This is a genomic window from Pseudomonas sp. LBUM1657, from assembly GCF_059716075.1.
Window position 1 is genome coordinate 4285789 of the sequence record NZ_CP166799.1, and the last position, 24176, is coordinate 4309964.

At 59.5% G+C, this 24176-nt stretch carries 23 protein-coding genes and 1 pseudogene; 19 read left to right on the forward strand and 5 right to left on the reverse strand.

Features of this window, described 5'->3' with window-relative positions; genetic code table 11:
* The first annotated feature begins 376 nt into the window (after positions 1–376).
* The 3 genes from tnpA (at position 377) to tnpC (ending at position 2692) form a co-directional block, all read left to right on the forward strand.
* Positions 377–709 (forward strand): IS66-like element accessory protein TnpA, encoded by a 333-nt coding sequence (tnpA, locus tag ACA055_RS19790; RefSeq protein ID WP_497680186.1) that lies wholly within the window; start codon positions 377–379, stop codon positions 707–709.
* Entirely contained in the window at positions 706–1041 is a 336-nt protein-coding gene (tnpB, locus tag ACA055_RS19795; protein WP_497680187.1) for an IS66 family insertion sequence element accessory protein TnpB, read from the forward strand. Before tnpA ends, tnpB begins: the two co-directional genes overlap by 4 nt.
* Before the next feature lie 61 nt (positions 1042–1102).
* On the forward strand, positions 1103–2692 hold the full coding sequence (gene tnpC, locus ACA055_RS19800) for an IS66 family transposase (protein WP_497680188.1): 1590 nt from the start codon (positions 1103–1105) through the stop codon (positions 2690–2692).
* A 27-nt stretch (positions 2693–2719) separates the two neighbouring features.
* On the opposite strand, the gene ACA055_RS19805 is transcribed toward tnpC, so the two are convergent.
* The 3 genes from ACA055_RS19805 to ACA055_RS19815 form a co-directional block, all read right to left on the reverse strand.
* Positions 2720–3328: a GAD-like domain-containing protein gene (locus tag ACA055_RS19805; RefSeq protein WP_497680189.1), complete on the reverse strand. Its 609-nt coding sequence runs from the start codon at positions 3326–3328 to the stop codon at positions 2720–2722.
* Positions 3329–3339: 11 nt separating this feature from the next.
* Entirely contained in the window at positions 3340–4704 is a 1365-nt protein-coding gene (locus tag ACA055_RS19810; RefSeq protein ID WP_497680190.1) for a DUF6861 domain-containing protein, read from the reverse strand.
* Between the two features lie 140 nt (positions 4705–4844).
* Positions 4845–5546 (reverse strand): hypothetical protein, encoded by a 702-nt coding sequence (locus ACA055_RS19815; RefSeq protein ID WP_497680191.1) that lies wholly within the window; start codon positions 5544–5546, stop codon positions 4845–4847.
* Positions 5547–5600: 54 nt separating this feature from the next.
* Here ACA055_RS19815 and ACA055_RS19820 point away from each other — a divergent pair.
* Positions 5601–5687: pseudogene (locus tag ACA055_RS19820) on the forward strand (hypothetical protein); the annotation flags it as partial.
* Positions 5688–6240: 553 nt separating this feature from the next.
* Here the strand turns inward: ACA055_RS19820 and paaX are convergent.
* The gene (paaX, locus tag ACA055_RS19825) at positions 6241–7164 is read right to left on the reverse strand and encodes a phenylacetic acid degradation operon negative regulatory protein PaaX (protein WP_497680192.1); all 924 of its coding nucleotides are present in this window, start codon (positions 7162–7164) and stop codon (positions 6241–6243) included.
* A gap of 207 nt (positions 7165–7371) precedes the next feature.
* The gene (gene paaY / locus ACA055_RS19830) at positions 7372–7968 is read right to left on the reverse strand and encodes a phenylacetic acid degradation protein PaaY (protein ID WP_497680193.1); all 597 of its coding nucleotides are present in this window, start codon (positions 7966–7968) and stop codon (positions 7372–7374) included.
* Positions 7969–8328: 360 nt separating this feature from the next.
* On the opposite strand from paaY, the gene paaF reads away from it, so the two are divergent.
* From paaF to paaZ, 15 genes are all read left to right on the forward strand, one after another.
* Positions 8329–9102 (forward strand): 2,3-dehydroadipyl-CoA hydratase PaaF, encoded by a 774-nt coding sequence (gene paaF, locus ACA055_RS19835; protein WP_497680194.1) that lies wholly within the window; start codon positions 8329–8331, stop codon positions 9100–9102.
* A 66-nt stretch (positions 9103–9168) separates the two neighbouring features.
* Positions 9169–9960, forward strand: coding sequence for a 2-(1,2-epoxy-1,2-dihydrophenyl)acetyl-CoA isomerase PaaG (paaG, locus tag ACA055_RS19840; protein WP_497684455.1), 792 nt, complete (start codon positions 9169–9171; stop codon positions 9958–9960).
* 3 nt (positions 9961–9963) lie between these two features.
* A complete protein-coding gene (paaH, locus tag ACA055_RS19845; protein ID WP_497680195.1) occupies positions 9964–11481 on the forward strand; it encodes a 3-hydroxyacyl-CoA dehydrogenase PaaH in 1518 nt (505 codons plus the stop codon).
* On the forward strand, positions 11474–11923 hold the full coding sequence (gene paaI, locus ACA055_RS19850; protein WP_497680196.1) for a hydroxyphenylacetyl-CoA thioesterase PaaI: 450 nt from the start codon (positions 11474–11476) through the stop codon (positions 11921–11923). The genes paaH and paaI overlap by 8 nt, the downstream gene beginning before the upstream one ends.
* Positions 11916–13127 (forward strand): 3-oxoadipyl-CoA thiolase, encoded by a 1212-nt coding sequence (gene pcaF, locus ACA055_RS19855; RefSeq protein WP_497680197.1) that lies wholly within the window; start codon positions 11916–11918, stop codon positions 13125–13127. Before paaI ends, pcaF begins: the two co-directional genes overlap by 8 nt.
* Positions 13128–13226: 99 nt before the next feature.
* Positions 13227–14552: a phenylacetate--CoA ligase PaaK gene (paaK, locus tag ACA055_RS19860; RefSeq protein ID WP_497680198.1), complete on the forward strand. Its 1326-nt coding sequence runs from the start codon at positions 13227–13229 to the stop codon at positions 14550–14552.
* Positions 14553–14916: 364 nt separating this feature from the next.
* Positions 14917–15906, forward strand: a complete 990-nt coding sequence (paaA, locus tag ACA055_RS19865; RefSeq protein WP_497680199.1) for a 1,2-phenylacetyl-CoA epoxidase subunit PaaA — start codon at positions 14917–14919, stop codon at positions 15904–15906.
* A 27-nt stretch (positions 15907–15933) separates the two neighbouring features.
* Positions 15934–16215 carry a 1,2-phenylacetyl-CoA epoxidase subunit PaaB gene (paaB, locus tag ACA055_RS19870; RefSeq protein WP_007943393.1) on the forward strand — a complete coding sequence of 94 codons (282 nt, stop codon included), beginning with the start codon at positions 15934–15936 and terminating at the stop codon, positions 16213–16215.
* Between the two features lie 8 nt (positions 16216–16223).
* Positions 16224–16985, forward strand: a complete 762-nt coding sequence (gene paaC, locus ACA055_RS19875; protein WP_497680200.1) for a 1,2-phenylacetyl-CoA epoxidase subunit PaaC — start codon at positions 16224–16226, stop codon at positions 16983–16985.
* Complete coding sequence (gene paaD / locus ACA055_RS19880; RefSeq protein ID WP_497680201.1) at positions 16972–17505, forward strand: 1,2-phenylacetyl-CoA epoxidase subunit PaaD; 534 nt, start codon at positions 16972–16974, stop codon at positions 17503–17505. Before paaC ends, paaD begins: the two co-directional genes overlap by 14 nt.
* Positions 17506–17538: 33 nt before the next feature.
* Positions 17539–18615 (forward strand): 1,2-phenylacetyl-CoA epoxidase subunit PaaE, encoded by a 1077-nt coding sequence (gene paaE / locus ACA055_RS19885; RefSeq protein ID WP_497680202.1) that lies wholly within the window; start codon positions 17539–17541, stop codon positions 18613–18615.
* 175 nt (positions 18616–18790) lie between these two features.
* The gene (locus ACA055_RS19890; protein WP_497680203.1) at positions 18791–19099 is read left to right on the forward strand and encodes a DUF485 domain-containing protein; all 309 of its coding nucleotides are present in this window, start codon (positions 18791–18793) and stop codon (positions 19097–19099) included.
* Positions 19096–20742: a cation acetate symporter gene (locus ACA055_RS19895; protein ID WP_497342256.1), complete on the forward strand. Its 1647-nt coding sequence runs from the start codon at positions 19096–19098 to the stop codon at positions 20740–20742. Before ACA055_RS19890 ends, ACA055_RS19895 begins: the two co-directional genes overlap by 4 nt.
* Before the next feature lie 34 nt (positions 20743–20776).
* Positions 20777–22030, forward strand: coding sequence for an OprD family porin (locus ACA055_RS19900; RefSeq protein WP_497680204.1), 1254 nt, complete (start codon positions 20777–20779; stop codon positions 22028–22030).
* Positions 22031–22088: 58 nt separating this feature from the next.
* Complete coding sequence (gene paaZ / locus ACA055_RS19905) at positions 22089–24143, forward strand: phenylacetic acid degradation bifunctional protein PaaZ (RefSeq protein ID WP_497680205.1); 2055 nt, start codon at positions 22089–22091, stop codon at positions 24141–24143.
* Positions 24144–24176: the final 33 nt, after the last annotated feature.

Genomic DNA, 24176 nt, shown 5'->3' on the forward strand with positions numbered 1-24176 from the left:
GTTGTTGAAAAGTCTATTTTTCTCAAATACTTCCGCAGAATTAACCATGGTAGGGAGATAAAAACGATTCCGTCTCGGTGTCCAGCGCTGGCGATGGCGTTCTCAAGCTGAACTAGCATCGACTCGTAAGTGCGAATATTTATTGTATTCTTGATCTCTACAACTACTGACTGATCACCGCTCTTCACCAGAATGTCTGCAACAAGCTTTCTGTCTCCACCGGCAATTTGGGCCTCAGACAACACATCCGCGTCAGGAAAAATGGCGGACAAAAGTAACCGTCCGGCCAAGTCATCTACCCAGCCCCGCAAAGCCAAGACATGGTGTGCACTTAAATTTAAGTGGGCACCAGTTCTAGCCTTTAAACGGGTATTTTATGCAACCAACACGCCGTTCCTACTCCAAGTCCTTCAAAGCCCAGGTCATTCAAGAGTGTGCCCAACCCGGCGCTTCTATTGCCAGCGTCGCGCTCAGCCATAGCATCAACGCAAACCTCGTCCACAAATGGATTCGGCTGCAAACGCCGAAAAGCACCGCGCTGCAACCTGCATTTATTCCGCTCCCCATGCCGCTGATGGGAGCAAACTCGCAAGCTGCATCGTCCAATATCTGTGTTGAAATCCAGCACCCGCGTGGCACTATCAAAGTGAACTGGCCGACTGAAAATGCCGCTGCTTGCGCAACCTTTCTTCGAGACTTGCTGCGATGATTCGCATTGATTCCATCTGGCTCGCCACGGAGCCGATGGACATGCGCGCAGGCACCGAAACGGCGTTAGCCAAGGTGATCGCGGTGTTCGGTGCGGCGCAGCCGCACTGTGCTTATCTGTTCGCCAACCGCCGTGCCAATCGGATGAAAGTTCTGGTGCATGACGGCTTCGGAATATGGCTCGCGGCGCGCCGGTTGAACCAAGGCAAGTTCCACTGGCCTGGCATTCGCCATGGCTCTGAAATGGAACTGGATACCGAGCAACTTCAGGCATTGGTGCTGGGTCTGCCATGGCAAAGCGCAGGTTTTAGAGGCTCGATCACACTGCTTTAACGGCTGCCATTAGCCTATCGGTCTATCGCTGCGAATTGCCTGCTCTGGCAAAATCGGCCCCATGACTTCGCTACCCAATCTCGATCACCTGCCCCCTGAACAACTGCGCGCCTTGGCCGCGCAGTTGATGCAGCGTGTCGAGACGCTCGACCACCAGGTCGACACGCTGGGCAAGACGGTCGAAACGATGGGTAAAACCGTTGAGACGATGGGCAAGAAGATCAACCGTGATCAGACGGTGATCGAGAAGCTGACCCACGAGATCGCCCAACTCAAGCGTTTGAAATTTGCCAAGCGCAGCGAGCAGATGAATCCTGAGCAGGCCAGCCTGCTCGATGACCTGATCGATACCAATATCGCGGCAACTGAAGCAGAGCTTCAAAGCTTGCAGGCAGTTATAACTCCGGCCGAGAAAAAGCAAAAACCCAAGCGCACTGCTTTGCCGCCAGAGTTTCCACGCACCTTGATCCACCACGAACCGGACAACACTCACTGCCAATGCGGCTGTGCACTCAAGCGCATCGGTGAAGACGTCAGCGAGAAGCTGGATTACACGCCTGGCGTGTTTACCGTTGAGCGTCATGTCCGTGGCAAATGGGTCTGCGATGACTGCGAAACGCTGATCCAGGCGCCGGTGCCGGCTCAAGTCATCGATAAGGGCATCCCAACCGCCGGGCTGCTGGCCCACGTCATGATTGCCAAGTTTGCCGACCACCTGCCGCTTTACCGTCAGGAGTCGATCTTCGGTCGGGCGGGCCTGGCGATTCCACGTTCAACATTGGCTCAATGGGTTGGCGTGACTGGAGTTGAGTTGCAGCCGCTGGTCGATGCGCTGCGCGACGTAGTGCTAGGACAGCAGGTTATCCATGCCGATGAAACACCGGTGCAGATGCTCGTTCCGAGTTCGAAGAAAACCCACCGTTCTTATGTGTGGGCCTATGCTACCAGCCAGTTCTCGGACGTAGCAGCAGTGGTTTACGACTTCAGCCCCAGCCGCACCGGTGAGCATGCTCGCAACTTCCTGAAAGACTGGAGGGGTAAGCTGGTGTGCGATGATTTTGGTGGCTACAAGGCCAGCTTTGAACTTGGCGTGACCGAGATCGGGTGCATGGCCCATGCACGGCGCAAGTTCTTCGAGCTGCATGCGACGAATAAAAGCACGCTCGCCGAGCAAGCTTTGCGCTATATCCAATTGTTGTACGAAATCGAGAGCGAAGTGCGCGACCAGCCGCCGGATTTACGGCGTCGAATACGACAAGAAAAAGCCGTCCCGGTAATGGACATACTACATGCTTGGATGAGCGCCCAGCGTGATCTTGTGCCCGAAGGCTCGGCAATCAGCAAAGCATTCGATTACAGCCTGAAACGCTGGGCGGCGCTGTCGCGCTACCTTGATGACGGGGCCGTACCCATAGACAACAATTGGGCGGAGAACCAGATCCGGCCGTGGGCTCTCGGACGCAAGAACTGGCTCTTCGCTGGGTCGCTTCGCAGCGGCAAGCGGGCTGCGGCGATCATGAGTTTGATCCAGTCAGCGAAGCTGAATGGTCATGATCCGTACGCCTATCTGAAGGATGTTCTCACGCGGCTCCCTACGCAGCGGGCGAGTGAAATCGATCAGTTGCTGCCGCATAAGTGGCAACTGGATTAAATACTCTAGGCGGCACGCATGCATGCCTTAAAAGCTATATGGCTCAAGCTCTGCAAGCTGGGACAGCAAGATTAAATGCTCCACTGCTTTTAGTTTCTCAACATGATCAACAGATGCCGATCCGCCAAGCATTAACGCTGGAACAAAACCATACATTTCATCATGGCGCAGCGTGCCGAGCTTTCTTCTTGCAGGGCTAAACAAATCTTCTACATCGTTAGAGTCCACTTTTCTGGACACGATAAAGTCTTGAAGCTTACGATCCATTTGTTCGGGTGTGGGTTCAAAATCATGGATTACGCATCGAGAAAAGACGCTAGTTATTTTTAGTGAAAATCCCGTTTTCTCACCCCACAGGTATAGGTCGCCAAACGCACCACGTGCAATCAGGTGGTAAGTGTCGCGCTTTTCAAGTTCCGTCCCCTCAATCCAGGAAGCCACCACTCCCTCGTACTCCTGCGGGTTCACTATCCAAAAAATCCCGTCACCGTATCCGCACCAGCCGTGCTCAGTCCAGTATTCCAGAAGCTGATTGGGCAGTTTCCCCCTATAGTGCTCGATACTTGACACTGGGACGTCCTGGCGGTCGACAGGGCCACCAAACTTCTCTAGAAACCTAGCAAATACCTTGTCCACGGATGCCTCCTTCAGCACTTATGTAATTTCACGTTAAGGAAAGTTGAATCTCGCAGGGATTCTGGCACTTTCTCAGCAGCTGCTTTGAGGTTTTGAATTTTTGGTCTCCACTGAGGCCCAATGCTGGAGTTAACCTGTCGGTCACCGAAATCACCGATGATATCCTTGCCACCAGCACTCAGATCGGGGTTGTGCAGTCCAGCAAGGTTTGCCATCGTTTCCTTGGCTTTTTTAATTGCAGCTTCCTCCGCTTCGAGTACATCCAAGTCTGGAAAATCATTTTGAAAACGCTCTTCCAATTGATCTTGCAGATCCTTGCGAGCCGTTCTGGCAGCAGCCGGACTGCGTTTCACCGGATTAGCGATATTCTCTAGATACTCATCAACCGTCAGCCGATTCAGCCCGTCCTCCTGCCCCTTCAATTGCCGCTCGAACTCTCCGACTTTAGAGGCCGGCATCTTGTCTGCCTTGAAGCATTCGACGTCATGGCGGGGCATAGTATTTGGCTTGCCCTTGGGCGGTTCTTTGTCTTTTCCAGATGGGCGGTTCGGTGGTGGTTCCTGCGGCCCAAGTGCGCCTCTGCGAGGCTCTGCCGTTTGTAGGTCGGGGCGTTTTTTCAATGCTTCTTCATGCTTGAGCATCCAATGACCAAGTTTTGCACCTCGCTCGCTGCCTCGCATCTCGGTTGCGAGCACACTTGCGTTTCCGCGGCCTCGCGTCAGATAAGCAACGATAGCGCTTAGCAGGAGAATCACTACGGCCTCATGAGAGCGTGCAATATCCCACGCACCTTGCTGTGCTGCCATGCTGTCGTCGGAAAAGGAGCTCAACGGATTACCCGTTCGCTCTCGAGGGCCGTTCCAAGCGGTGGAAACCCCACGAATGTAGCCCGTAGCTATCGGCTTAAGGCCTTCTGTAAAGAATTCAGCAATCGAGGCCAGCCCCAGTACGCCAAGAATCCACGCTCCCGCTTGCACACCAACCAGGGCTCCTGCCGTCGCGCCTGGGAACGCGCCTATGCCGCCTGCAAATAATCCGATCCCTCCACCTATCGTGGCGCCGGTTAGCGCACTGCCGATAATGATCATTGCCATGTCGACCACTGCGCTAATCATCTCATCAAGGATGCTTCGAATATCAAGGTCAGAAAAGCGCTTCAGGATGCTGTTGGCGGCCTCTTTTTCGCCCAAATCACATGCTCGACGGACACATCTGATCCGGCGGTAGATCAGATCGATACTAGGTGCATTTATGGAACGGGGTGGGCTGAGAGGATTCATGCCACTTTCGCGTTCCCCTAGGCCGCGCGTACTAAATAGGCGTTCGGCATAAGCCTCTATATCGAGCCAGCTGGGGATCCTTGTCCATAGAGACATTCATCGCTCCTGCGATCGGGGGAGAATTGGGAAAGTTAAGCTTTGTGCCATGCTCTGTCAAAAGTGATCTCTAGAGATCCAAACCTGAATGCAGCGGCAGTCGAAAGGCTTGTGCTAGATGATTCCCATTCCCCTGTAGTTTAGGCAGGGCGACGCAGAGTCAGGATAGTCCAAGGATACCCACGTCGGACGTCTACAAATTCACCTGCTAGATGACTTCGCCGGACGCATACGGACAAAAATCCCGCCACCGACCCCAACCACTGAGGATATGAGTTACTTTCCAACTCATCCAAGGAACGAAGAGTGAAATACGACTTAAGGACTTCTGTAACTCGACCCATAAGATCTTCTTCTGCAAAGTTAATTTTGTTCTTTATCCTCTGAGCCAATAACTTTGCAGCCTCCTCTTCTCGGTCGCGCGCCAGTTGCAAGGCGATCTCATCAACAAGAAGACATGAAAACGCTGTTACTGAGACGATCGCAAGGAAAGCTTCACTATCGCTGAAGTCCAACTTGTGATCGTAAGTAGATGCGTTTCTCCACTCCTGTCTGTAGTTCGTAAATTGATCCAGCACCCTCTTTCTGAAGGTATTTGATTTGCTGAAAAATTGCTCAATATCAAATATGCGCACCTTATCAAAGTTTTTCTTGGCAAGAACGCCGTAAGCTTCTTTGAGGCCCCCTTCGAATGCTTGATTTGTTCTATATCCACCCCTGTCTCGGTCAAGATCCCCCTCGGGTAGTAGAGCAACTGCGGGCTCGCTGGCGAAACGGCCAACGCTGTCGACGATCACTCCGTTCATCGAGGCCGGTGTGGGCGTGTCGCTGTTTTCAGGCACTCGGGCAGGGCCGAGGCGCTCTTTGAGGACGACGGGAAGGCGAAGCGTTGGCTTTCCAGGTCCAAAAATCGCTTCTCGGGCAAAAGCCCAATTGCGATGCTTTCAATCATCCAGGCACCTGCCGGGTTAAATAGATGTTGACTCAGATAGCTGAAGGGTTTGCATTTTGATCCTGCGGCTCACCAGCGCTTTGGCAGATATCACTAGCCGCGGGGTCTATCTAGCCAGCGGCTAGGACATAATGCGGGCAAACCATCCGTCGACCTAGCCGGCACGCCATCGGGCCATGTTGGAGGCTTTCGTACACCTTCTGCCTGGACTAGGGGACTTCCCCAAAACACTCCAATTGTTCAATTGGTTGAGGTACCGGGCTCAATTGGTATCGCACCTGCGCCGCATTAGCCGAAGGTCGTTGGAGTGACACTGGTTACACTAAGCAATTGGCGATCTGCTGCTGAAGATGCCCAGCGCGTTCCTTCCTCACACGCCAAATTACCTCTTTAGCCCGATGCACCTGGACTCGTCTGGCCGGAAGGCGCCACAGATCTGGTTGATCTGTTGGATTCACTGATCGAACCCATCACGGCGCTGTGCAATTGAAGAAATCATGTCGGGCCTCACGCAGGCTTATTTTTACTATCTACGCCAATCTACGGGTTCTCCTGAACAGTCACTCTACCTGAATGCTAACGGACTACTTGAGCCCGCCGAACCGCCGATAGAAACTTTCACCCACGTCCGGTAACGGACCATCGGCGGTTTCCAGCGCGCTATTCAACCATTCCTCGGCCTTGGCGTAGATCAACCGATAAATATTGCGGCACAACTGGCGCGCTGCACGACCTTCCCAATCACCGGGCAACAACTCGTCCGGCAGTTGCGGGTCGCGCAGCAGCAGTTTGCGATACTCATGAATAAGCAGGACCCGTGCAAGGAAGCAGTCCGAAGGCTGCAGGTTTTCCTGCTCGCGAAGCGCTTGCCAGAGCGGTCGGAACAGTTGGATGAACTCGCTGTAATGGGCCGCCAGCTCCTCGATGTTCCAGCTCTCGCGCACCTGTAGACGAAGGGCCTTGGAGGCCAGCACGTCTTGCGCGGTGGTTTCAAAAACGATGGTGTCTTCCTGGACGCCAAGGTCGAGCAAGGTCGCGTTGACATCGGCCCGGTCGCTGCGAGGACAGGCCAGCACAGCCGGCGAGATCGCACCAAAACCTTGCCATTCCAGCTCTTCGCGCACGTGTTTGCGCTTATCCTGGGTCAGTTGCGTCAGCATCACCAGGCACCAGGAACCATCCCAGGCCGGCACGGTGGAGCTGTAGACCCGCTTGAACGCCTTGTCGAAACGCCGGCGACCGGCGCCGGTCAGGCTGTAGTAGCTGCGACGGCCGACTTTCTCGGCGGTCAGCCAGCCTTCCTTGGTCAGACGGAAAATCGAGGTGCGGATCAGCCGCTCGTTGATGCCGATGGGCTCGAGCAATTGAATTAGGCTGCCCAGCCACACCGTGCCGCCGTGGGGCTCGATGGCATCCCCGTACAACGTGATGATCAAGGAACTGGCGCGGATCGGCGTCTGCTCTTGGAAACGGGTAATCAGATGGTTCAAAGGTGTCAGGGACGACATGGGCGTACCGAGCTGAAAAAAGAAAAGGAATATACCGTTTTCAAAAGGTTCACACGTATCTCTGTAGCAGCTGCCGAAGGCTGCGTTCGGCTACGCAGCGGCCGTCAAACCTGCGCATGCGGTGATTCGGCATGATCGTGTGAACGTGAAGGCGACCGCTTCGCGCTCGAACGCAGCCTTCGGCAGCTGCTACAGGGATCGTGCCGGTCATAGAGCACTGCCCTTGGGCCGCAAGCCGCTGTCACTGATGCGCGGGCGATCCGGTTCCGGTGCGGTCAACGGCTCGCAGACTTGCATCTGTTCCAGGCAACGCTTGGCCAGTTGCTGATACTCGCGAGTGCCCGCCTGCTTCCAGGACACTTCTTCATCGCTGAGGCTGCGCTTGACGCTGGCCGGTGCGCCCATTACCAGCGACTGTTCGGCGCATTCGAATCCGACTTTGACGAAGGCGGCTGCCGAGACGAATGAGCGGGCGCCGATGCGCGCATTGTCCATCACCACCGCATTCATCCCCACCAGCGCGTTGGCGCCAATCCGGCAACCGTGCAAAACCGCGCCGTGGCCGATGTGACCGTTGCGCTCGACCACGGTGTCGCTGTCCGGGAAACCGTGCATGACGCAGGTGTCCTGCAAATTGGCGCCCTCCTCCAGCACTATCCGGCCGAAGTCCCCGCGCAAGCTGGCCAACGGCCCGACATAGCAATGCGGGCCCACGATCACATCACCGATCAGAACGGCTGAGGGATGCACGTAAGCGGTGGGATCAACCACCGGGGTCAGGCCATCAAGGCTGTAGCAGGTCATGGGACGTTTCCTCATAGAGCATTCAAAAAGCGATGCCGATACACGTACATTTTGTATCACATCGCTTTTCTAATCACAAAGCACAAAAACCGTATCATTTGTGAATACCGCCATCTCCGGACACCATTTAGACCCAAAAACATTGATTATAACCAATGAAATAGACACATCCAGCGCGCTACGCAATCCATTGAAAGAGCACCTCACAAACCAAAAAAATACCGATAAGACACATTAATTATATTTTCGTATTGCATTTGAGTATCACGTTACAGGTATACTCGGGCAAAACCGGCCTACCGCGCCGATCCAATAACGAGCCGGCATTACAGCCGAGCGTGCACCGTGAGGGCATCCGCCATGCCTCTAACCCTTGCCGTCGAATTTTTCGAACCGGGCGTCCGCCTGATTACCCTGCAGCGTCCAAAAGCGTTAAACGCCCTGACCACCGAATTGCTCGGTGAACTGGCTGCCGAACTGATGACCGCGCAAGCCGACGCCGACACCCGCGTCGTGGTCCTGACCGGCAGCCGCAAAGCCTTCGCGGCCGGCGCCGACATCAAGGAAATGGCCGAGCGCAATCTGGTCGGCATTCTCGACGACCCGCGCCAGGCGTCGTGGCAGACCATCACCCGCTTCAACAAACCGCTGATCGCCGCCGTCAACGGCTTCGCCCTCGGCGGTGGCTGTGAACTGGCGATGCACGCCGACATCATCATCGCCGGCGAAGATGCCCGTTTCGGCCAGCCGGAAATCAACCTGGGAATCATGCCGGGCGCCGGTGGCACCCAGCGTTTGCTGCGCGCGGTCGGCAAGTCCATGGCGATGCAAATGGTCCTGACCGGCGAGCCGATCGACGCTCGTCAGGCCCAACGCGCCGGCCTGGTCAGTGAAGTGACCCAACCGGAATTCACCGTCGAACGTGCCTTGCAGATCGCCCGCAGCATTGCCGGCAAAGCACCGCTGGCCGTGCGTCTGGCCAAGGAATCATTGCTAAAGGCGATGGACACCGACCTCGCCAGCGGTCTGCGTTTCGAACGCTATGCCTTCACCGTGCTGGCCGGCACCCGCGACCGTGATGAAGGCATCCGGGCCTTTCAGGAAAAGCGCACGCCGACCTTCACCGGCGAATAACCCGCCGATCAGCCATCCCTCACCACCGAAAAAGCAGCGAACGACCTCTCAGAGAGCGCCATGACCATGAACTTCGAACACATCCTGTTTTCCATCGAGGCCGGCGTCGCCCTGCTCAGCCTCAACCGGCCGGACCAACTCAACAGCTTCAATGCGCAGATGCATGGCGAAATGAAGGAAGCGCTGAAACAGGTCCGCCAGAGTCCTGACGTGCGCGTCTTGCTGCTGACCGGTGAAGGTCGCGGCTTCTGCGCCGGGCAAGACCTCAGCGACCGCAATGTTGCGCCGGGCAGTGCCGCGCCGGATCTGGGTGAGTCCATCGAGAAGTTCTACAACCCGTTGATCCGCCAACTGCGCGACCTGCCGATGCCGGTGATCTGCGCGGTCAACGGCGTGGCCGCCGGGGCCGGGGCCAACATTCCGCTGGCCTGCGATCTGGTATTGGCGGCGCGTTCGGCGAGCTTCATTCAAGCCTTCTGCAAAATCGGCCTGATCCCCGATTCCGGCGGCACCTGGACCTTGCCACGCCTGGTCGGCATGGCCCGCGCCAAGGCGCTGGCCTTGCTCGGAAATCGCTTGTCCGCCGAGCAAGCCGAACAATGGGGCCTGATCTACCGCTGCGTGGATGACGCAGAACTGCGCAATGAAGCCCTGACGCTCGCCCGTCACCTGGCTACGCAGCCGACCTACGGCCTGGCGCTGATCAAGCGCAGCCTGAACGCCAGCCTGAGCAACACGCTCGACGAACAGTTGGAACTGGAAAAAGACCTGCAACGCTTGGCCGGGCGCAGCGAGGATTACCGTGAGGGCGTCAGCGCTTTCATGGAAAAACGCAACCCAAGCTTCAAGGGGCGCTGAGTCATGACTGCACTGAATACTAACGCACGCATCGCGGTGATTGGAGCCGGCGCCATGGGCGCAGGCATTGCGCAGGTCGCCGCACAGGCCGGCCACCCGGTGCTATTGCTCGACAATCGTCCGGGCGCCGCGGCTCAGGCCATCGATGGCATTGACCGTCAACTGGGCAAACGGGTCGAGAAAGGCAAACTCTCGGCCGAGGCGCGGACCGCCACCATCGCCCGCCTGCAAGCCGTGGAAGCCATAGAAGTGCTGGCCGATTGCGAGCTGATCATCGAAGCCATCGTCGAGAATCTCGAGGTCAAGCGCGCCCTCTTCCGCCAGCTGGAAGGCATCTGCGGCGAGCACTGCCTGCTGGCGAGCAACACCTCTTCGTTGTCGATCACCAGCATCGCTGCGCAACTGAATCACCCGCAACGCCTGCTCGGCCTGCATTTTTTCAACCCGGCACCGGTCATGGCCCTGGTGGAAATCGTCTCGGGCCTGGCCAGTGATCCCGCATTGGCCGCGTGCCTGTATGACACCGCCAAAGCCTGGGGCAAAAAACCGGTGCACACCCGCTCGACGCCGGGTTTCATCGTCAACCGCGTGGCCCGTCCGTTCTACGCCGAAAGCCTGCGCCTGCTGCAGGAAAACGCGGCGGATTGCCCGACGCTGGATGCGCTGATGCGCGAGGCCGGTGGTTTTGCCATGGGCGCGTTCGAACTGACCGATCTGATCGGCCATGACGTCAATTACGCCGTGACCTGTTCGGTGTTCGACGCCTATTACGGCGACACTCGCTTCCTGCCTTCGCTGATCCAGAAAGAGCTGGTAGAGGCCGGGCGTCTCGGGCGCAAGAGCGGGCATGGCTTCTACCGCTATGCCGAAGGCGCGGAGCGTCCGCAGCCGACATCGATCAGCAGCGATTTTGCCGTTGAAACCTGCGTAGTCGAGGGCGATCTCGGCATCGCCAACACGTTGATCCCACGCTTGCGTGAACACAACGTCGAGGTCATTCAGCGCGACGGCCAGGGTTTGTTGCGCGTCGGCGACGCGGTGCTGGCCTTGAGCGACGGACGCATGGCCTGCCAGCGCGCCCGGGAAGACGGGCTGCGCAATCTGATCCTGCTCGATTTGGCCTTTGATTACGCCAAGGCCAGCCGCCTCGCGATCAGTTACGCGTCCGACATCGACCAATCGGCCCTCGAACACGCGGTCGCGCTGCTGCAACGGGCCGGGTTCACCGTCAGCCCACTCAGCGACAGCCCGGCCCTCGCGGTATTGCGCACCGTGGCGATGCTCGCCAACGAAGCGACCGACGCCGTGCTGAATTGCGTGGCCTCGGCCGCCGACATCGATCTGGCGATGCGTGCCGGGGTCAATTATCCGCAGGGCCCGCTAGCGTGGGCCGACGCCATCGGCCTCGCCCACATCCTGAAGGTGCTGGAAAACCTGCAAGCGAATTACGGCGAAGAACGCTATCGGCCGTCGCTGCTATTGCGTCGTCGCGTTGCACAAGGGAGGACGTTTCATGACTAACCATGAAGCCATGAACCTGGCCAGCAACTGCGCGCAAGCGATGCTCAAGCGCGACGCCGCCAGCCAGGCCATGGGCATGCGCCTGCTCTCCGCCGCACCGGGTTGCGCCCGCGTCGGCATGAGCGTGCGCGCCGACATGATCCAGGGCCATGGCACCTGCCATGGCGGTTACTTGTTCGCCCTCGCCGACTCGGCGTTTGCCTTTGCCTGCAACAGCTACAACGACGCCACCGTCGCCATCGGTTGCAGCATCGACTACATCGCCCCGGCGCGCCTGGGCGACACCTTGACCGCCGACTGCATCGAGCAAAGCCGCTCCGGTCGCACCGGCAACTACGACGTACGCATTGAAAACCAACAGGGCCAGCTGATCGCGCTGTTCCATGGCAAATCCTACAAAGTGCGCGGCACTGTGCTGACGCCGGAGACTCCGAATGAATGACGCCTTGATCATCGATGCGGTGCGGACCCCTATCGGCCGCTACGCCGGCGCCTTGAGCAGCGTGCGTGCCGACGACCTCGGTGCGGTGCCGCTGCGCGAACTGCTGCGCCGTCACCCGCAGGTCAACTGGAATGCCGTGGACGATGTGATCTACGGCTGCGCCAACCAGGCCGGCGAAGACAACCGCAACGTCGCACGCATGTCGGCGCTGCTGGCCGGGTTGCCGGTCAGCGTGCCGGGCACCACGCTCAACCGTTTGTGCGGTTCCGGACTGGATGCCATCGGCACGGCGGCGCGGGCGATTCGCTGTGGCGAAGCCGGTTTGATGCTGGTCGGCGGTGTCGAATCGATGTCCCGCGCACCGCTGGTGATGGGCAAGGCCGAGCAAGCGTTTTCCCGGGATGCGCAGGTCTACGACACCACCATCGGCTGGCGTTTCGTCAATCCGCTGATGAAGAAAACCTACGGCATCGACTCCATGCCGGAGACCGCCGAGAACGTTGCCGAACAGTTCAACATCTCCCGCGCCGACCAGGATGCTTTCGCCCTGCGCAGCCAGCAACGTGCCGGTGCGGCTCAGGCCAGCGGGCGCCTGGCCAAAGAAATCGTCGCGGTGGAAATCCCCCAGCGCAAAGGCCCGGCGAAAATCGTCGAGCATGACGAACACCCGCGCGGCGACACCACGCTTGAGCAATTGCAGAAGCTCGGCACGCCGTTTCGCGAAGGCGGCAGCATCACCGCTGGCAATGCCTCGGGAGTGAATGACGGCGCCTGCGCGCTGCTGCTGGCCAGCCCGGCAGTCGCCCAACGCCACGGGCTGAAGGCACGCGGCCGGGTGGTGGCGATGGCCACCGCCGGCGTCGAGCCCCGGATCATGGGCATTGGCCCGGTGCCGGCAACGCGCAAGGTACTGGAACTGGCTAACTTGAGCCTTGCCGACATGGACGTGATCGAACTCAACGAAGCGTTTGCCGCGCAAGGGCTGGCGGTGCTGCGTGAGCTGGGCATGAGCGACACCGACCCGCGGGTCAATCCCAACGGCGGCGCCATTGCCCTCGGTCACCCGCTGGGGATGAGCGGCGCACGGCTTGTGACCACCGCCCTGCATGAACTGGAAGAACGTCAGGGTCGCTACGCCTTATGCACCATGTGCATCGGCGTTGGCCAAGGCATCGCGCTGATCATCGAGCGCCTGTCCGACTAAAGAACCGCGATTCCCGAAGAGCCGAGAGGTATCCTTGGGGCATGCACTCTAAGCCCTTGTGCGAAAGGGCTGAAACACAAAAATAATTCGAGTGAAGTTATGAACATGCCAATTGCCAAAACCGTGCTTGATCCAGTGCTGGACCCGATTGAAACCGCCAGCATCGACGAACTCCGTCAGCACCAGCTGGATCGCCTGCGCTGGAGCCTGAAACACGCGTACAACAACGTGCCGCTGTACCGGCAACGCTTTGATGCGCTGGGCGTGCACCCGGACGACATCAAGTCTCTGGAAGACCTGGCGAAGTTTCCGTTCACCACCAAATCCGACCTGCGCGACAACTACCCCTACGGCATGTTCGCCGTGCCGATGCATGACGTGGTGCGCCTGCACGCGTCCAGCGGCACCACGGGCAAACCGACCGTTGTCGGCTACACCCAGAACGACATCGACACCTGGGCCAACGTGGTCGCGCGCTCGATCCGCGCTGCGGGCGGCCGCCGTGGTGACAAAGTGCACATTTCCTATGGCTACGGCCTGTTTACCGGTGGTCTGGGCGCGCACTACGGTGCCGAACGCCTGGGGTGCACGGTGATTCCGATGTCTGGCGGCCAGACGGAAAAACAAGTGCAACTGATCCGGGATTTCCAGCCGGACATCATCATGGTCACGCCGTCGTACATGCTCAACATCGCCGATGAAATCGAGCGTCAGGGCATCGACCCGCACAAACTGGCCCTGCGCCTGGGCATCTTCGGCGCCGAGCCGTGGACCGCCGAACTGCGCAGCGCCATCGAGAACCGTTTGGGCATTACTGCGCTGGACATCTATGGCCTCTCGGAAATCATGGGACCGGGTGTCGCCATGGAATGCGCGGAAACCAAGGACGGGCCGACGATCTGGGAGGACCACTTCTATCCGGAAATTATCGATCCGGTCACCGGTGAAGTGTTGCCGGATGGGCAGATGGGTGAGTTAGTGTTCACTTCCCTGAGCAAAGAAGCGCTGCCGATGATCCGCTATCGGACCCGCGACCTGACGCGCTTGCTGCCGGGGACTGCGCGGCCGATGCGACGGATCGACAAGATCACCGGGCGTAGCGATGACATGCTGATCATTCGCGGGGTCAATGTGTTCCCGACGCAGATCGAGGAGCAGGTGCTGAAAATCAAACAGCTTTCAGAGTGTTATGAGATTCACCTGTATCGCAACGGGAATCTGGACAGCGTGGATGTGCATGTCGAGCTGAAGGCTGAACATCAGCATCTGAGTGATGATCAGCAGAAGGCTGTCTGTGGCGAGTTGAGCCGGCATATCAAGACGTATATCGGGATCAGTTCGCGGATCGTTTTGCAGCCTCTGCATTCGATCAAGCGCTCTGAAGGCAAGGCTTGCCACGTGATGGATAAACGCCCGAAAGCATGACTGCTGCACCCTTTTAAGCCCCGCTTTTGCGGGGTTTTTTTTGCCCGCGCTTCCCTGTGGGAGCGAGCCTGCTCGTGAAAGCCGCCAACCTGGTCGTTGCGGATGCCCCCACCCTGTAAGAGCTGGCTTGCCAGCGATGGATTTTCAGGCCCCGCGTTTATTCGATGAAAACGCGTCATCGCTAACGCCCATCGCTGGCACGCCAGCTCCTACAGGTTTTGTGTTTATCCCGCACCCAATCAACCATTCATCTCAAAGCGATACAAAAAACAACACGACACTATATTTTATGTTTGATATTAATTTCCGTATCGCTTATAAAGTTCTCCATGCCATCAAACAGATTCACGGCGGGAGACCCTCCATGTACGCACAGCTCGTAGAAACCGGCGTCAAGCGCATCAAGGACCTGTCGGAAATGTCCGAACAGGAACGCGCCTTCCAGGAAAAAATCGATTCAGAAATCAAGATCGAAGCGAAAAACTGGATGCCAGATGCCTATCGCCAGACCCTGATCCGGCAGATTTCCCAGCACGCTCACTCCGAAATCGTCGGCATGCTGCCCGAAGGCAACTGGGTCACCCGCGCGCCAAGCCTCAAACGCAAACTGCAATTGATGGCGAAGATTCAGGACGAAGCCGGCCACGGCTTGTACCTCTACAGCGCCATGGAAACCCTCGGCGCCGACCGCGACGAAGAAATCGCCAAGCTGCACAGCGGCAAGGCCAAATACTCGAGCATCTTCAATTACCCGACGCTGAACTGGGCCGACATGGGCGCGGTGGGCTGGCTGGTGGATGGTGCGGCGATCGTCAATCAGGTGGTGTTGCAGCGCACTTCGTATGGCCCCTACTCCCGAGCCATGGTGCGCATCTGCAAGGAAGAAAGTTTCCACCAGCGCCAGGGCTACGAAATCCTCCTGACCATGATGCGCCACGGTAATCAGGCGCAAAAAGACATGGTCCAGGACGCGATCAACCGCCTGTGGTGGCCGTCGCTGATGATGTTCGGCCCGAGCGACGAACACTCGCCGAACAGCGCCCAATCCATGGCCTGGAAGATCAAGCGCCAGAGCAACGACGAACTGCGCCAGCGCTTCATCGACCAGACCATCCCGCAGCTGGAACTGCTGGCCTGCACCTGCCCCGATCCGGACCTGAAGTGGAACGCCGAACGTGGTCACTACGACTTCGGCGACATCCAGTGGAGCGAGTTCTACGAAGTGCTCAAGGGCAACGGTCCGTGCAACCAGGAACGCGTCGCCACCCGCCGCAAAGCCATTGAAGACGGTGCGTGGGTCCGCGAAGCCGCGGTCGCCCACGCTCGCAAAAAACAGAACAAGAACGCCGCCTGATCGGCCACCTGATGTGGAGTCACTGAAATGTCTGAATGGACCCTTTTTGAAGTGTTCGTGCGCAGCAAGCACGGCCTCAACCACAAGCACGTCGGCAGTGTGCATGCCGCCGACACCACCATGGCCATCGAGAACGCCCGCGAGCTCTACACCCGCCGCAGTGAAGGTGTGAGCCTGTGGGTGGTGCCTTCGGCGCTGATCACCGCCTCCTCCCCGGATGAAAAAGACCCGCTGTTCGATCCCTCGGACGACAAGGTCTATCGCCACGCCAGCTTCTACGAGCTGCCGGCCGAAGTCGGGCACATGTGAGGTCGACCATGAACACTAAGACTGATCTGATCGAATACCTGCTGCGCCTCGGCGACAGCGCCCTGATCCAGGGCCAGCGCCTGTGCCAATGGTGCGGCAAGGCGCCGGCACTGGAAGAAGAACTGGCGCTGATGAACGTCGGCCTCGACCTCGTTGGTCAGGCCCGCAACTGGCTGGACTACGCCGCCGAACTGCTGGACGACGGCCGCGACGCCGATCACCTGGCGTTCCGCCGCGATGAGCGCGCCTATCGCAACCTGTTGCTGGTGGAACAACCCAACGGCGACTACGCGGTGACCATCCTCAAGCAGTTCCTCTACGACGCCTGGCACCTGCAAGTGCTCAGCGGCCTGAGCCAATCCAGCGATGAACGTATCGCTGGGATCGCCGCCAAAGCGGTGAAGGAAGTCACCTATCACCTGCGTCGCTCCGGCGAGTGGGTCGAGCGTCTGGGTGACGGCACCGAGGAAAGCCACAAACGCATGCTCGCGGCCATCCCCGAGGTCTGGCGTTTCACCGTCGAACTGACCAGCGCCGATGACAGCGAACAACGTTTGTGCGATGCAGGCATCACCCCGGACGCGGCTCAAGTCGCTGCGGCGTGGCAAGCCAAGGTCAGCGCGATTTTCGCCAGCGCCATCCTGCCCGTGCCGGCCGTACCGAGCTATTTCTACCTGAATGCGCGCAAGGGTTTGCACACCGAACACCTAGGCATTTTGCTGGCCGAGATGCAGTTCCTGCCCCGAGCGTACCCCGATGCAACCTGGTGAGCTGATCGCCAGCGACCAGGGCGCACGGCCGGCACAACCGACCGACCTGGCCGCCGCGTGGGCGACCTTGGCGCAGGTCATGGACCCGGAAGTGCCGGTGGTCAGCGTGGTCGACCTCGGCATCGTTCGCGATCTTGACTGGCAGGCCGGGCACTTACACGTGGTGGTCACGCCGACCTACTCCGGCTGCCCCGCCACCGAAGTGATCGAAGGTGATATCCGTGAGGCACTGGAACTGGCCGGGTTCAAGGCGCCGCAACTGGAGCGCAAATTGACCCCGGCCTGGACCACCGACTGGATCACCGACGCTGGCCGCGAACGCCTGCGCGCCTACGGCATCGCACCACCCGACGGCAGCACCAGCAAGCGCAGCCTGCTCGGCGAAAGCCCGGTGATCGTCTGCCCGCAATGCGGCAGCGCGCACACCGAAGTGCTCAGCGAATTCGGTTCCACCGCGTGCAAGGCCTTGTACCGCTGCGTCGATTGCCGCGAACCGTTCGACTATTTCAAGTGCATCTGAGCGGCGATCGGCCGTCTCAGCTGGAGAACAATAATGAGCAAATTTCACAGCCTGACCATCAAGGACGTGCGCGCCGAGACCCGTGACGCGGTGTCCATCGCCTTCGAGATTCCGCAGCACCTGCAAGACAGTTTTCACTTCACCCAGGGCCAGCACCTGGTGATGCGCACCCAGATGGACGGCGAAGAAGTACGCCGCTCCTACTCGATCTGCACCGGGGTCAACGACGGTGAGCTGCGCATCGCCATCAAGCGTGTGGCGGGCGGGCGTTTTTCCGCGTTTGCCAATGAGCAGTTGAAGGCCGGGCACAGCCTGGAAGTGATGCCGCCGGCCGGGCACTTTCATGTCGACCTCGACCCGGCGCGCCATGGCAATTACCTGGCCGTGGCGGCAGGCAGCGGCATTACGCCGATCCTGTCGATCATCAAGACCACCCTGCAAACCGAGCCGCACAGCCGCGTCACCCTGCTGTATGGCAACCGCTCCAGCTCTGGCGCGTTGTTTCGCGAACAGCTGGAAGATCTGAAAAACCGTTATTTGCAGCGCTTGAACCTGATCTTCGTGTTCAGCCGCGAGCAGCAGGATGTCGACCTGTACAACGGCCGGATCAACGCCGAAAAATGCGAGCAGCTGTTCAGCCGATGGCTCGACGTCAAGACGCTGGACGCCGCCTTCATCTGCGGCCCGCAGGAGATGACAGAAACCGTGCGCGACAGCCTCAAGGCCAAGGGCATGGCGCCGGACCGGATTCACTTCGAACTGTTCGCTGCCGCCGGCAGCCAGCAGAAACGCGAAGCCCGTGAAGCAGCGCGCCAGGTGGATGCCGCCATCAGCCAGATCACCGTGATCAGCGATGGCCGCGCGCTGGCATTCGACCTGCCACGCAACAGCCAGAGCATTCTCGACGCCGGCAACGCCCAGGGCGCCGAACTGCCCTACTCGTGCAAGGCCGGCGTGTGCTCGACCTGCAAGTGCAAGGTCATCGAAGGCGAAGTGGAAATGGACAGCAACCACGCGCTGGAAGATTACGAAGTCGCGGCCGGGTACGTGCTGTCGTGCCAAGCGTTCCCGATCAGCGACAAAGTCGTCCTCGACTTCGATCAGCTCTGAAAACAACACAAAACCTGTAGGAGCGAGCCTGCTCGCGATGGTCGTCAACGAAGACGCGTTTTTCCTGGATTAACGCGTCGCCCCGACGTTTTTCGCGAGCAGGCTCGCCCCTACAGGGTCGCACCACAGAATTTGCTTCACCCCACAACAAAAACAACAACACAGAGAGCGCGCCATGACCCCCACAGACGTAGAACTCATCCGCCAGCACCCCGACTTCATCCAGCTGGTCCGCCGTAAACAGAACCTCTATTGGTCGCTGTCGCTGATCATGCTGGTGATCTATTTCGGCTTCGTGTTGCTGGTGGCGTTTTCCCCCGCCACCCTCGGCCAATCCCTGAGCGGCGGCGTAACCAGCGTGGGCATGCTGGTCGGCGTGGTCATCGTGGTACTGGCATTCGCGCTGACCGGTTTCTACGTCTATCGCGCCAACAACGTGATCGACCCGCTCAACGAAAAACTGAAGCAGGAGTGCGCCCAATGAGCCGGCTTCTAGCGTTTTTCCTGCTGCCCCTGGCCTGTGTCGCTGACTTCGCGGCAGCGGCCGACGGCGCGTCCCGCCCACTGAACTGGAACGCCATCGGCATGTTCCTGGTGTTCGTCCTGTTCACCCTCGGCGTCACGCGCTGGGCCGCGTTGCGCACCCGTTCCGCCAGCGACTTCTACACCGCGGGCGGTGGCATGACCGGTTTCCAGAACGGTCTGGCGATTGCCGGCGACATGATCTCCGCGGCGTCCTTCCTCGGCATCTCGGCGATGATGTTCCTTAATGGCTATGACGGCTTGCTCTACGCCTTGGGCGTACTAGCGGGCTGGCCGATCATTCTATTCCTGATCGCCGAACGCCTGCGCAACCTCGGTAAATATACCTTTGCCGACGTGGTCTCCTATCGCCTGGAACAAACCCCGGTGCGCCTGACCTCGGCCTTCGGTACCTTGACCGTGGCCCTGATGTACCTGGTGGCGCAGATGGTGGGTGCTGGCAAGTTGATCGAGTTGCTGTTCGGTATCGACTACCTCTACGCAGTGATGCTGGTCGGCGTGTTGATGGTGTTCTACGTGACCTTCGGCGGCATGCTCGCCACCACGTGGGTGCAGATCATCAAAGCGGTGATGCTGCTGTTCGGCACCACTTTCATGGCCTTCATGGTGCTCAAGCATTTCGGTTTCAGCACCGAAGCGATGTTCGCCGGCGCCACCGCCGTGCATGCCAAAGGCAACGCCATCATGGCGCCTGGCGGTTTGCTGTCGAACCCGATCGATGCGATCTCGCTGGGGCTGGGCATGATGTTCGGCACCGCCGGCCTGCCACATATCCTGATGCGTTTCTTCACCGTCAGCGATGCCAAGGAAGCGCGCAAAAGCGTATTCTACGCCACCGGTTTCATCGGCTATTTCTACCTGCTGCTGATTATCGTCGGCTTCGGCGCAATCGTCATGGTCGGCACCGATCCAGCGTTCCGTGATGCCAGCGGCGCAATCATCGGCGGCGGCAACATGATCGCTGTGCACCTGGCGCAAGCCGTCGGCGGCAACCTGTTCCTCGGCTTCATCTCGGCGGTGGCGTTCGCGACCATTCTGGCGGTGGTCGCCGGGTTGGCGTTGTCCGGCGCGTCGGCGGTGTCCCACGATTTGTATGCCTGTGTGATGCGCAAGGGCCAAGCCAGCGAGCAGCAGGAAATACGCGTCTCACGGATTGCCACGCTGTGCATCGGCGTGCTGGCGATCATCCTAGGCCTGTTGTTCGAATCGCAGAACATTGCCTTCCTCTCCGGGCTGGTCTTGGCCATTGCCGCGTCGGTGAATTTCCCGGTGCTGTTCCTCTCGATGTACTGGAAAGGCCTGACTACTCGCGGCGCGGTCACCGGCAGTCTGGCCGGGCTGACTTCGGCGATTGTCTTGCTGGTGCTGAGCCCGGCGGTGTGGGTCAACGTGCTGCATCACGACAAAGCCCTGTTCCCCTACTCCAACCCGGCGCTGTTCTCCATGAGCCTGGCGTTTTTAAGCGCCTGGGTGTTTTCCGTCACCGATACCTCGCCCCGCGCAGCCCTTGAGCGTGGCCGTTATCTGGCGCAGTTCATCCGTTCGATGACTGGCATCGGTGCCTCCGGCGCCAGCAAGCACTAAACAACGATCGATCTGATGGCAGGGAATAAAAATAATGAAGCCCGCACGTACCGCACCCTACGAATCACTGTTTTCGTTGGCCGCCGCATTGAGTCTGCCCATGGTCGCACCCTGCGCCATGGCCGACTTCATCGACGACAGCAAGGCCCGTATTGAAATGCGCAACCACTACATCAATCGCGATTTCCGTCAGGAAAACGCGCCGCAATCCAAGGCCGAGGAATGGGCGCAGGGCTTCACTGCGCGCGTCGAGTCGGGGTTCACCGATGGCACCTTCGGCTTCGGTCTCGACGCGCTGGGGGAGCTTGGATTGAAACTTGATTCCAGCGCGGATCGCCGTGGCACCGGGTTGTTGCCGTTTGGCCCGAACAGCCATGAACCGGCTGACGAGTTCAGCCAGCTGGGGCTGACCGGCAAGCTGCGGGTATCCAAAAGCGTGTTGAAGCTCGGCACCCTGCAACCCTTGCTGCCGGTGGCGACCTACAACGACACCCGCCTGCTGGGTTCTACTTTTGAGGGCGGCTTGCTGACCAGCCAGGAAATCGGTGGCCTGACGGTCAATGCCGGGCGCCTGACCAAGGCCAACCTGCGGGACTCTTCCAGCAACGATGACATCGGCTTCGGCGCCACCAGCAGCAATCACTTCGACTTCGCTGGCGGCAGCTACGCTTTCAGTCCGCAACTGAACCTGAGCTACTACTACGGCAAGCTCGATCAGATCTATCGCCAGCAGTTCGTCGGGCTGGTGCACACCCAGCCGCTGGGCAACGGTTTCAACCTGCGCAGCGACATTCGCTATTTCGACAGCCGCGGCGATGGCGCCGAGCGTGCCGGGCGCATCGACAACCGCAACTTCAACAGCATGTTCACCGTGTCCCACGGTGCCCATAAGGTCAGTGCCACGTACCAGCAGTTGTCCGGCGACAGCGCCTTTCCGTTCCTCAACGGCGGCGATCCGTACGTGGTCAACCTGGTGACCTTCAACACCTACACCCGCGCCGACGAGGACTCCTGGCAGTTGCGTTACGACTATGACTTCGCGGCGCAAGGCATCCCCGGCCTGACCTTCATGACCCGCTACACCGACGGCCGCCACGTCAAGGCCGGTAGCGTCGATAACGGCCGCGAAACGGAACGCGACACCGACATCAGTTACGTGATCCAGAGCGGCGTGTTCAAGGACGTCAGCCTGCGCTGGCGCAACGTGACCTTCCGCTCCGGCAATGGCTTGACCACCGACCTCGATGAGAACCGGCTGATTGTCGGTTACACCCTGGCACTTTGGTAATCCCTGAATGGCGCGGTCACGGTCGCGCCAACACTTTTCATACATTGGAGGAATCGTGATGCCTCACGCCCCTACCCTGCAGAGTTTCATCGCCGGTCGCTGGATCGGCCAACACGGCGCCCAGGTCCTGCGCAGCGCCATCGACGGCCATGAGATTGCGCGCACCCACGAAGAGCGTCCAGACCTTGCCGAAGCCATCGAGCACGGTCGCCGCCAGGGCGTCAGCGGGCTGATGGCGCTGGACTTCCAGCAACGGACCCAGCGTCTCAAGGCCCTGGCCTTGTACCTGAGCGAACGCAAGGAACAGCTCTACGCGATCTCGCACCACAGCGGCGCCACCCGTGCAGACAGCTGGATCGACATCGAAGGCGGCAACAGCACGTTGTTCACCTACGCCAGCCTCGGCTCGCGGGAATTGCCGTCGGGCAACATCGTCCACGAAGGCCCGGCGATGCAGCTGAGCAAACTCGGTACCTTCGCCGGCACGCATATTCTGGTGCCACGCGGCGGTCTGGCCGTGCACATCAACGCCTTCAACTTCCCGATCTGGGGCATGCTGGAAAAATTCGCTCCGAGCTTTCTCGCCGGCATGCCATGCATCGTCAAACCGGCCAGCGCCACCAGCTACCTGACCGAAGCCGTGGTGCGGCTGATGGACGAATCCGGTTTGCTCCCGGCGGGCAGCCTGCAATTGATCATCGGCAGCACCGGTGACTTGCTCGATCGCCTGCAAGGCCAGGACGTGGTGACCTTTACCGGTTCCGCCGACACCGCTGCCAAGCTGCGCGTCAACCCGAACCTGATCCGCAACTCGGTTCCGTTCAACGCCGAGGCCGACTCGCTGAACTGCGCCATCCTCGCCCCGGACGTGACCCCGGACGACGAAGAGTTCGAGCTGTTCATCAAGGAAGTCGCTCGCGAGATGACCACCAAGGCCGGGCAGAAATGCACCGCCATCCGCCGCGCGATTGTCCCGGCCAAACACATCGATGCGGTCGCCACTCGCTTGCGCGATCGACTGAAAAAAGTCGTGGTCGGTGACCCGTCGGTGGAAGGCGTGCGCATGGGCCCGCTGGCCTCCCACGATCAGCAAAAAGACGTCGCCGAGCGTCTGGAAAGCCTGTTGCAGAGCAGCGACCTGCTGTTCGGCGCCCGCGACGGTTTCGAACCGCGCGGTGAAAACGTCAGCCAGGGTGCGTTCTTCGCACCGACCCTGTTGCAGGCCCGCGACCCACACTCCGAAGGTGGCGCTCACGACATCGAAGCGTTCGGCCCGGTCAGCACCCTGATGGCCTACGACGACCTCGATGAAGCACTGGTCCTGGCCGCTCGCGGTAAGGGCAGTCTGGTGGCCAGTCTGATTACCAAGGATCCACAAATCGCCGCCAAGGCCATCCCGGTCGCGGCGGCATGGCACGGACGCTTGCTGGTGCTGGATCGCGAATCCGCCGCCGAATCCACCGGCCACGGCTCGCCCCTGCCACAACTCAAGCACGGCGGCCCGGGTCGTGCCGGCGGTGGTGAAGAACTCGGCGGCCTGCGTGCGGTGAAACACTACCTGCAACGCGCAGCAGTCCAAGGCTCGCCGACCATGCTAGCCGCCGTCACCGGCGAATACGTGCGCGGCGCCAAGGTCATCGAAACCGAAGTGCACCCGTTCCGCCGCTTCTTCCAGGATTTGCAGATCGGCGAATCGCTACTCACCCACCGTCGCACTGTGACTGAGGCTGATCTGGTGAACTTCGGCTGCCTGTCCGGCGATCATTTCTACATGCACTTCGACGACATCGCCGCCAAGGAATCGCAATTCGGCAAACGCATCGCCCACGGTTACTTCGTGCTGTCGGCGGCGGCCGGCCTGTTCGTGTCCCCGGCGCCCGGCCCGGTACTGGCCAACTACGGCCTCGACACTCTGCGCTTCATCAACCCGGTCGGCATCGGCGACACCATCCAGGCGCGCCTGACCTGCAAGCGCAAAATCGACCAGGGCAAAAAGAGCCCGCAAGGCATTCCGCAAGGCGTGGTGGCGTGGGATGTGGAAGTCACCAATCAGCTGGGCGAACTGGTCGCCAGTTACGACATTTTGACGTTGGTGGTGAAGCGCGAGGAGTAATCGGACCCAAAAGCGTTTAGCGGTCAAGCCTGC

What these genes read in the sequence shown, in the direction of transcription:
- ACA055_RS19895 (WP_497342256.1), top strand. Translation starts at nt 19,096, where the DNA reads ATGAGCCGGCTTCTAGCGTTTTTCCTGCTGCCCCTGGCCTGTGTCGCT.
- paaE (WP_497680202.1), top strand. Translation starts at nt 17,539, where the DNA reads ATGAGCAAATTTCACAGCCTGACCATCAAGGACGTGCGCGCCGAGACC.
- paaH (WP_497680195.1), top strand. Translation starts at nt 9,964, where the DNA reads ATGACTGCACTGAATACTAACGCACGCATCGCGGTGATTGGAGCCGGC.
- paaK (WP_497680198.1), top strand. Translation starts at nt 13,227, where the DNA reads ATGAACATGCCAATTGCCAAAACCGTGCTTGATCCAGTGCTGGACCCG.
- pcaF (WP_497680197.1), top strand. Translation starts at nt 11,916, where the DNA reads ATGAATGACGCCTTGATCATCGATGCGGTGCGGACCCCTATCGGCCGC.
- ACA055_RS19890 (WP_497680203.1), top strand. Translation starts at nt 18,791, where the DNA reads ATGACCCCCACAGACGTAGAACTCATCCGCCAGCACCCCGACTTCATC.
- tnpC (WP_497680188.1), top strand. Translation starts at nt 1,103, where the DNA reads ATGACTTCGCTACCCAATCTCGATCACCTGCCCCCTGAACAACTGCGC.
- tnpA (WP_497680186.1), top strand. Translation starts at nt 377, where the DNA reads ATGCAACCAACACGCCGTTCCTACTCCAAGTCCTTCAAAGCCCAGGTC.
- paaF (WP_497680194.1), top strand. Translation starts at nt 8,329, where the DNA reads ATGCCTCTAACCCTTGCCGTCGAATTTTTCGAACCGGGCGTCCGCCTG.
- ACA055_RS19900 (WP_497680204.1), top strand. Translation starts at nt 20,777, where the DNA reads ATGAAGCCCGCACGTACCGCACCCTACGAATCACTGTTTTCGTTGGCC.
- paaX (WP_497680192.1), bottom strand. Translation starts at nt 7,164, where the DNA reads ATGTCGTCCCTGACACCTTTGAACCATCTGATTACCCGTTTCCAAGAG.
- paaC (WP_497680200.1), top strand. Translation starts at nt 16,224, where the DNA reads ATGAACACTAAGACTGATCTGATCGAATACCTGCTGCGCCTCGGCGAC.
- paaY (WP_497680193.1), bottom strand. Translation starts at nt 7,968, where the DNA reads ATGACCTGCTACAGCCTTGATGGCCTGACCCCGGTGGTTGATCCCACC.
- paaI (WP_497680196.1), top strand. Translation starts at nt 11,474, where the DNA reads ATGACTAACCATGAAGCCATGAACCTGGCCAGCAACTGCGCGCAAGCG.
- tnpB (WP_497680187.1), top strand. Translation starts at nt 706, where the DNA reads ATGATTCGCATTGATTCCATCTGGCTCGCCACGGAGCCGATGGACATG.
- paaB (WP_007943393.1), top strand. Translation starts at nt 15,934, where the DNA reads ATGTCTGAATGGACCCTTTTTGAAGTGTTCGTGCGCAGCAAGCACGGC.
- paaD (WP_497680201.1), top strand. Translation starts at nt 16,972, where the DNA reads ATGCAACCTGGTGAGCTGATCGCCAGCGACCAGGGCGCACGGCCGGCA.
- paaG (WP_497684455.1), top strand. Translation starts at nt 9,169, where the DNA reads ATGAACTTCGAACACATCCTGTTTTCCATCGAGGCCGGCGTCGCCCTG.
- paaA (WP_497680199.1), top strand. Translation starts at nt 14,917, where the DNA reads ATGTACGCACAGCTCGTAGAAACCGGCGTCAAGCGCATCAAGGACCTG.
- ACA055_RS19810 (WP_497680190.1), bottom strand. Translation starts at nt 4,704, where the DNA reads ATGTCTCTATGGACAAGGATCCCCAGCTGGCTCGATATAGAGGCTTAT.
- paaZ (WP_497680205.1), top strand. Translation starts at nt 22,089, where the DNA reads ATGCCTCACGCCCCTACCCTGCAGAGTTTCATCGCCGGTCGCTGGATC.